Here is a 6,966-nt window from a genome sequence, read left to right on the forward strand (position 1 = left end):
CCGGCTCGTCACCGGACCGTGTCGGCGTCCGGTTCCGCGGCGCACCGGGCGGCAGCCGGGTTGTCGTCCGGGTGCGGCGGGGTCCGGACCCGCGCCGCGATCCCCGCCGCCACCAGGCACGCCGCCGCGCCGACCAGCAGCGCGGCCCGCGGCCCGGCGGCATCGCAGATCCAGCCGGTGAGCGGGCTGCCGATCGGGGTGGTGCCGAGGTAGACGAAGACCCAGAGCGCCATGATCCGCCCCCGGTAGGCCGGGTCCGAGTGCAGCTGCAGCGCGGTCGAGGCCAGCGTGACGAAGCAGAACGCCGCTATCCCGGTCGCCACCAGCGCCGCGCAGGCGATGCCGAGATTCGGCGCCACCGCGGTCGCCGCCAGACACGCACCGAAGGCCGCTGCCGCCGCCACCAGGTACACCCGCCGCGGGTGCCGCACCAGCCCGACCGCGAGCGACCCCGCCACCGAGCCGATGCTGAGCATGGTGGAAAGCAGCCCGTAGGTGCCGCCGGTGCCGTGGAAGGTCTCCTTCGCCAGCACCGGCAGGATGACCGCGAAATTGAAGGCGAGCAGCCCGACCAGCGCCATCATCACCAGCGGCAGCCAGAGCTGCTGCCTGGTACGGGCGTAGCGCAGCCCGGCGGCCACCCCCTGCGGAGTCTCGGTGGCCGCGGCCGGTACCGCGAGCGGCCGGATCGCGAACAGCGCACCGATCACCGCCAGGTACGAGACGGCGTTGACCGCGAAGCACGGCGTGGTGCCGATGGTCGCGATCAGCACCCCGGCCAGCGCGGGCCCGACCACCCGCGCGCTGTTCATCACCACCCCGTTGACGCTCGCCGCGCTCGCCAGGTCGGCGGACGGCACCAGCCGGGCGACGAACGCCTGCCGAGCCGGGCTGTCCACGATCTGCACCACGCCGCCGAGCACCGTCACCGCGATCACCAGCGGGACGCCCGCGTGCCCGCTCGCCGCCGCCAGCCAGAGCGCCACCGCGAGCACCGCCGACGCCACCTGGGTGCCGATCAGCAGCTTCCGCAGGTCGACCCGGTCCGCGACCACCCCGCCCCACGGCCCGAAGAGCAGCGGCGGCACCCCGCTCGCGGCCAGTACCAGCCCGAGCGAGGCGGGCGAGCCGGTGATCCCGAGCACCAGCCAGCCGATCGCCGTCGTCTGCACGAAGGTGCCGCTGGCCGAGGCGATCTGCCCGCCGAAGTACCACCGGAACGGCACCGAGCGCAGCGCGCGGAAGGCATTCGCGCGCCGCGGCTTCGGCGCGATCGGCGCGGCCTCCGGGACGACCGCGAGCGCGTCCCGCTCCATCAGGGACGCGGCGTGTCGTGCGGGAGGAGCCCGGCCGGCTCCACGATCACTCCGGCCTCGACCGGACCACCTGTCACCGTGCGGCGCATTCTCTCGACCTTCCGCCGTTCTCGACCACCCCGCTCAGTCACGAGGGGCATCCCCCACTCTGGCCGACGGCGTCTCCTCCGCGCCCCGCCCGACGTGCCGGGTTTCGCTGGAAAACAGCCACCCGGGGTCCCCCCGCACCCGCCGCGCACCGGCTACCGTTGGCGGATGCTCGATCACCTCGCCCTGCAGTGCGCCGACCCGGATCGAGCCGCCGCCTTCTACACCCGGGTCTTCGCCGAGCTCGGGGTGCGCGAGGCCATGCGCGTCGACCGCCCGGAGGGCACCGTCGTCGGCCTCGGCGGCCCGGACGGCTTCCCGCACCTCTGGCTCGGCCCGCGCGTCGACCACGGCCACCGCCCGGTGCACGTCGCGCTCACCGCGGACTCCAGGGATGCCGTGCACGCGGTGCACGAGGCCGCCGTCGCCGACGGCGCCGAGATCCTGCACGAGCCCCGGCTCTGGCCGGAGTACCACCCCGGCTACTACGCCGTCTTCCTCCGCGACCCGGACGGCAACAACGTCGAGGCGGTGCACCACCACTTCGGCGGCTGAACGCGAAAACCCCCCGTCCCGGCGGGACAGGGGGCGAGCGCGGAGGTGGTCAGGACAGCTTCAGCGACCGCCCGATGATCTCCTTCATGATCTCGGTGGTGCCGCCGTAGATCGTCTGGATGCGCGCGTCCAGGTAGGCGCGGGCGATCGGGTACTCCTTCATGTAGCCGTACCCGCCGTGCAGCTGCAGGCAGCGGTTGATCAGGTCGAGCTGCTCCTCGGTGCTCCACCATTTGGCCATGGCGGCGTCCTCGGCGGAGAGCTTGCCGTCGTTCAGGTCCTGCACGAAGCGGTCGACGAGGACGCGCACCGCGGTGGTCTTGGTGGCCAGCTCGGCCAGCACGAAGCGGGTGTTCTGCAGGGCGCCGATCGGCTTGCCGAACGCCTTACGGTCGCGCACGTACTGGATCGTCATCTCCAGGCACGCCTCCATGGCGCCCGCCGCCATGACGGCGATGGAGAGCCGCTCCTGCGGCAGGTTCTGCATGAGGTGGATGAAGCCCATGCCCTCGCTGCCGAGCAGGTTCTTGCCCGGCACCCGGACGTCGGTGAAGCTGAGCTCGGCGGTGTCCTGCGCCTTGAGCCCGATCTTGTCCAGGTTGCGGCCGCGCTCGAAGCCCGCCATGCCGCGCTCCACCACGAGCAGGCTGAAGCCCATGGCGCCCTTGGCCGGGTCGGTCTGCGCGACCACGATCACGATGTCGGCGTTGATGCCGTTGGTGATGAAGGTCTTGGCGCCGTTCAGGATCCAGTCGTCGCCGTCCTTGACCGCCTTGGTCTTGATGCCCTGCAGGTCGGAGCCGGTGCCCGGCTCGGTCATGGCGATCGCGGTGATGATCTCGCCGGAACAGAAGCCGGGCAGCCAGCGCTGCTTCTGCTCCTCGTTCGCCAGCTCCAGCAGGTACGGCGCGATGACGTCGTTGTGCAGCCCGAAGCCGAGCCCGCTGTACAGGCCGCGCACGGCCTCCTCGGTGACCACCGCGTTGTAGCGGAAGTCCTTGACCCCGCCGCCGCCGTACTCCTCCGGCACCGCCATGCCGAGGAAGCCCTGCTTGCCCGCCTCCAGCCAGACGTCGCGGTCGACGAGGCCCTGCTCCTCCCACTTCGCGTGGTTCGGCGCGACGTGCTGATCGAGAAACTTGCGGAACGACTCCCGGAACAGATCGTGCTCGGGTTCGAACAGTGTGCGCTCCACGTCTACCTCCTTGTGCGGCACCGGCCGGGCCACCCCGGCGGTCGATGCCTCACACGGTACCCGCAATGAGAATGGCTGTTCACTTCACACCCGAAATCGATACCTCCACCAGCCCCGCGACCAGCCCGGGCGGTGAGTATCAGCAATTCTCGGCAAACCTCGGCGGAGTCGATCAGAGGCGGCGGAGCAGACCCTTGACCCGGCCGACCAGGCCGCGCCCGCTGTCCCGCTCGCGCTCGGCGAAGAGGAAGCGCAGCTCCTCCTCCAGCCCCTTGCGGACCACGCCGACCAGCTCGGTGGCGGCGGATGCCACATCGGGGGCGCCGCGCCAGGGCGCCGGGTCGATGGGCGCGCCGACGGCGAAGTAGAACCGCTCCGGGCGGGGGACGACGGTGGGGCCGATGCCGCGCACCACCGGCGGGATCAGCCCGGCGGGCAGCCCGAGCGCCCGGGCGGCCCAGCGCACCGGGCGCATGACCGGGTGGTCGGCGTCGAGCACGATGTCGAAGGCGTCGTCGATGCCGATCATGGCGACCGGGACGATCGGCGCCCCCGCCTCGATCGCCATCCGCGCGAAGCCGGTGCGGCCGTCCCACTTCAGCGTGTACTTCTCGTTCTTGCGGCGGGCCGCCTCCCTGCTCCCGCCGGGGAAGACGATCACCGCCTCCCCCTTGGCGAGCAGCGCCAGGCAGTTCGCCCTCGTCCCGCGGACGACGCCGTAGCGGTGCAGCACGTGCCGCACCCCGGGCACCGCCATGAGCACGTTCTCCGCGAGGCCGCGGATGAGCCTGCCGCGGCGGCGCAGCACCTCGGGCAGCAACAGCGGGGCATCGATGCCGCCGAGCAGGTTGTGGTTACCGACCAGCAGCACCGGGCCGTCGGCCGGAATGTTCTCCAGGCCGTAGAAGCGCGGGCTCGACCATGCCCGCAGCGGCGCGAGAACCGCGTCCAGCAGCCGCATCTCGACACCGCTCGGCGAAACCCGGAGCGGCGCACCGTCGGTGAGCGTGCCGGATGCGGTGGCGCCGGAACGCGGCGCCGCCGGTGAAGCCCCGCCCGAACGGTGCTGCGACATGGATTGTCCTCCTGCTGGGCGATGCGACGCCGCTCAGCCTAACCACCCGGCAGCATCCCGGCTACCCCAGCGGAAGCGCCCGAAACCACTGCACCGCAGCAGGAGTGCCGTTCGGCCCTACCGCTCCGGCGCGGATCCGGCGAACGGGGTCAAGGCCGCGGCGAGCGCGTGCGGCACCCTGGCACGCACCCGGGTACCGCCCTCCTCGTGCTCGGTGGCCAGGATCCGGCCCTCGGCGTGCACCCGGGCCAGCAGATCGCCCCTGGTGTAGGGCAGCAGCACGGTGACGTCCACGTCCAGCCCGCCGAGCAGGGTGGCGACCCGCTCACGCAGCGCCGCCATGCCCGCACCGGTGGCGGCGGAGACGAAGACCGCGTCCGGCAGCTGGGCCCGCAGCCGGGCCAGCGTCAGCTCGTCCACCGCGTCGATCTTGTTGACCACCAGCAACTCCGGCGGCGCCGGGACGCCGGAATCCTTGACCACGTCGGTGATCACCTCGCGCACCGCCTCGATCTGCCCGGCGGGCAGCGGGTCCGCGCCGTCGACCACGTGCAGCAGCAGGTCGGCGGCGGTGACCTCCTCCAGCGTCGAGCGGAACGCCTCGACCAGCTGGGTCGGCAGGTGCCGGACGAACCCGACGGTGTCGGTGACCACGATCTCGCGTCCGTCGTCGAGCGCGGCCCGCCGCGTGGTGGGGTCGAGGGTGGCGAAGAGCGCGTCCTGCACCAGGATTCCGGCGTCGGTGAGCGCGTTCATCAGGCTGGACTTGCCCGCGTTGGTGTAGCCGACGATGGCGACGGCGGGCACCCCGCCGTTCACCCGGCGGGCGCGCATGGTGTCGCGCGCGGTCTTCATCTCGCGGATCTGCCTGCGCAGCTTGGCCATCCGCTCGCGGATCCGGCGGCGATCGGTCTCGATCTTGGTCTCACCGGGACCGCGCAGCCCGACACCGCCGTTGCTGCCCGCACGGCCACCGGCCTGCCGGGACATGGACTCGCCCCAGCCGCGCAGCCGCGGCAGCATGTACTCCATCTGCGCCAGCGTGACCTGCGCCTTGCCCTCCCTCGAGGTGGCGTGCTGGGCGAAGATGTCCAGGATCAGCGCGGTCCGGTCGACCACCTTCACCTTGGCCACCTTCTCCAGTGCGGTCAGCTGCGCGGGGGTCAGCTCGCCGTCGCAGATGACGGTGTCGGCGCCGGTCTCCAGCACGACGGCGCGCAGCTCCTCGGCCTTGCCGGAGCCGATGTAGGTGGCCGGGTCGGGGCGGTCGCGGCGCTGGATCAGCGCCTGCAGCACCTCCGAGCCCGCGGTCTCGGCGAGCGCGGCCAGCTCGGCCATCGAGGCGTCGGCGGCCGCGGCGCTGCCCTCGGTCCAGACCCCGACCAGCACGACGCGCTCCAGGCGCAGCTGCCGGTACTCGACCTCGGTGATGTCGGTGAGCTCGGTGGAGAGCCCGGCGACGCGGCGCAGCGAGCTGCGCTCGTCGAGCTGCAGCTCGCCGACGGTCGGGTCGGCGGACCAGCCGGTGCGGGCCATGCGCTCGGCGTGCCGGGCGAGCGTGTCGTCGGAGTCGGTGGCGCCGGACTCGGCGTCGGCATCAGCGGCCTCGATGTCGAAGGCGTCCTCGAACGTCACCGGGAGCGGGAACCTGTCAGATTTTTTCATACGCTGTCCATGCTGCCACTTTGCGGCGAACGGCGCATCGTGATATTCACCGGAGGCTCAGTGCTCGAGCCACCACTCGCCCGCGAGCCGCCCGTGCGCGAGCAGCACCGACGGTCCGCGCAGCCACGCCTGACCGCCCGCGAGCCGGACCGAGACGGCGCCGCCCGGCACCCGCACCCGCACCTCGCCGGAGTCCTCGGCGATCCGGAAGCCCTCCCGGTGCAGCACCGCCGCGGCGGCCGCGACGGTGCCGGTGCCGCAGGAGCGGGTCTCGCCGACGCCGCGCTCGTAGACGCGCATGTCGACGGCGGGTTCCGCGCCGGTCGGGAGCGGGGTGACGAATTCGATGTTCACGCCCTGCGGGAAGAGGTCGGGGTCGTAGCCGGGAGGCACGGTGAGGTCCAGTTTGGCCAGGTCGTCGCCGGAGAGGTCGGCGGCGACACAGGCCAGGTGCGGGTTGCCGACATCGATGCCGATGCCGGGGTAGGCCCAGCCCGCCAGCGACGCGGTGGACGGGCCCAGCTCGCGGACCAGCCCCATCGCCACCGTCACCGCGCCGTGCACCGCGTCCCCGCTGTGCACCGTCACCGGCTTGGCGCCCGCCCGGCTGCCGACCACGTAGTCGGTGCGCGACTCCCAGCCCGCCGCCGCCAGGTAGTGCGCGAACACCCGCACGCCGTTTCCGCACATCTCCGCGATCGAGCCGTCACCGTTGCGGTAGTCCATGAACCAGTCGTCGCTCGCGACGCCATCGGGCAGCGCGTCGAGCACCCCCGCGTCCAGCAATTTCCCGGCCTTGGCGACCCGCAGCACCCCGTCGGCGCCGATCCCCGCGCGCCGATCACACAGCGCGGCGACCTTCGACGCGGTCAGCTCGAGCGCCGCTTCCGGATCCGGCAGCACCACGAAATCGTTCTCGGTACCGTGCCCCTTGCTGAACTCGACCGCATCCAACTAAAAGCTCCTGTGTTTTCTGTCCGCTGGCGCGGACGGGGTTCGCGGCCCTTCGGGGTCCCGCGATCGGGCGTCCGAGACTTGCGGCTTCGCCGCTTGCGCTTCGGACACCCGATCGC

The 6,966-nt window shown here is 72.4% G+C and carries 6 protein-coding genes; 1 reads left to right on the forward strand and 5 read right to left on the reverse strand.

Annotated features, from left to right (window positions below; all coding sequences use genetic code 11):
* Positions 1-8 precede the first annotated feature (8 nt).
* Positions 9-1,316 carry an MFS transporter gene (locus tag ACFUJ1_RS33620; RefSeq protein ID WP_378651348.1) on the reverse strand — a complete coding sequence of 436 codons (1,308 nt, stop codon included), beginning with the start codon at positions 1,314-1,316 and terminating at the stop codon, positions 9-11.
* Between the two features lie 255 nt (positions 1,317-1,571).
* Between ACFUJ1_RS33620 and ACFUJ1_RS33625 the strand changes: the two genes are divergently transcribed.
* Positions 1,572-1,958, forward strand: coding sequence for a VOC family protein (locus ACFUJ1_RS33625; RefSeq protein ID WP_378651349.1), 387 nt, complete (start codon positions 1,572-1,574; stop codon positions 1,956-1,958).
* Positions 1,959-2,007: 49 nt separating this feature from the next.
* Here the strand turns inward: ACFUJ1_RS33625 and ACFUJ1_RS33630 are convergent, their stop codons facing one another.
* The 4 genes from ACFUJ1_RS33630 to dapF all read right to left on the reverse strand — a co-directional run bounded on the left by ACFUJ1_RS33630 (position 2,008) and on the right by dapF (position 6,847).
* A complete protein-coding gene (locus ACFUJ1_RS33630) occupies positions 2,008-3,153 on the reverse strand; it encodes an acyl-CoA dehydrogenase family protein (RefSeq protein ID WP_378651350.1) in 1,146 nt (381 codons plus the stop codon).
* Positions 3,154-3,325: 172 nt separating this feature from the next.
* On the reverse strand, positions 3,326-4,228 hold the full coding sequence (locus ACFUJ1_RS33635; protein ID WP_378651351.1) for a lysophospholipid acyltransferase family protein: 903 nt from the start codon (positions 4,226-4,228) through the stop codon (positions 3,326-3,328).
* Positions 4,229-4,345: 117 nt separating this feature from the next.
* Entirely contained in the window at positions 4,346-5,764 is a 1,419-nt protein-coding gene (gene hflX / locus ACFUJ1_RS33640; RefSeq protein WP_378651353.1) for a GTPase HflX, read from the reverse strand.
* A gap of 186 nt (positions 5,765-5,950) precedes the next feature.
* Positions 5,951-6,847, reverse strand: a complete 897-nt coding sequence (dapF, locus tag ACFUJ1_RS33645) for a diaminopimelate epimerase (protein WP_378651352.1) — start codon at positions 6,845-6,847, stop codon at positions 5,951-5,953.
* Positions 6,848-6,966 lie beyond the last annotated feature (119 nt).

Origin of the sequence: Nocardia sp. NPDC057227, from assembly GCF_042669725.1 — a bacterium.
GTDB lineage: Bacteria > Actinomycetota > Actinomycetes > Mycobacteriales > Mycobacteriaceae > Nocardia > Nocardia asteroides_A.